Here is a 248-nt window from a genome sequence, read left to right on the forward strand (position 1 = left end):
CTAGCCAGCAATGAGCCCAAGACGGCGCTGTCCTGCCAGGCTGCCGAAGCAATCCAGGCCAAGGACGACGCGTTCGCAGCTGAGATCGGGAAGGTCGAGAAGCGCCGCGACGAGTTGCTGATTCCCCGGTCGGGAGCAGCGCAACGATTGACAGCGGCGCAGCTGAAACTCGCTGACGATCGGCTGAAGTTTCAAATCACCCAGATCCAGGCAAGACAGGAGAAGTACTATGCAATGGAGGACCTAAC

General features: G+C 59.3%; 1 protein-coding gene. It reads left to right on the forward strand.

Annotated features, from left to right (window positions below):
- On the forward strand, positions 1-248 hold a 248-nt coding region (locus tag CVH10_RS26285; RefSeq protein ID WP_181244721.1), incomplete at both ends, for a hypothetical protein.

Source organism: Halomonas sp. ND22Bw, from assembly GCF_003011945.1.
Classification (GTDB): Bacteria; Pseudomonadota; Gammaproteobacteria; order Pseudomonadales; family Halomonadaceae; genus Halomonas; species Halomonas halophila.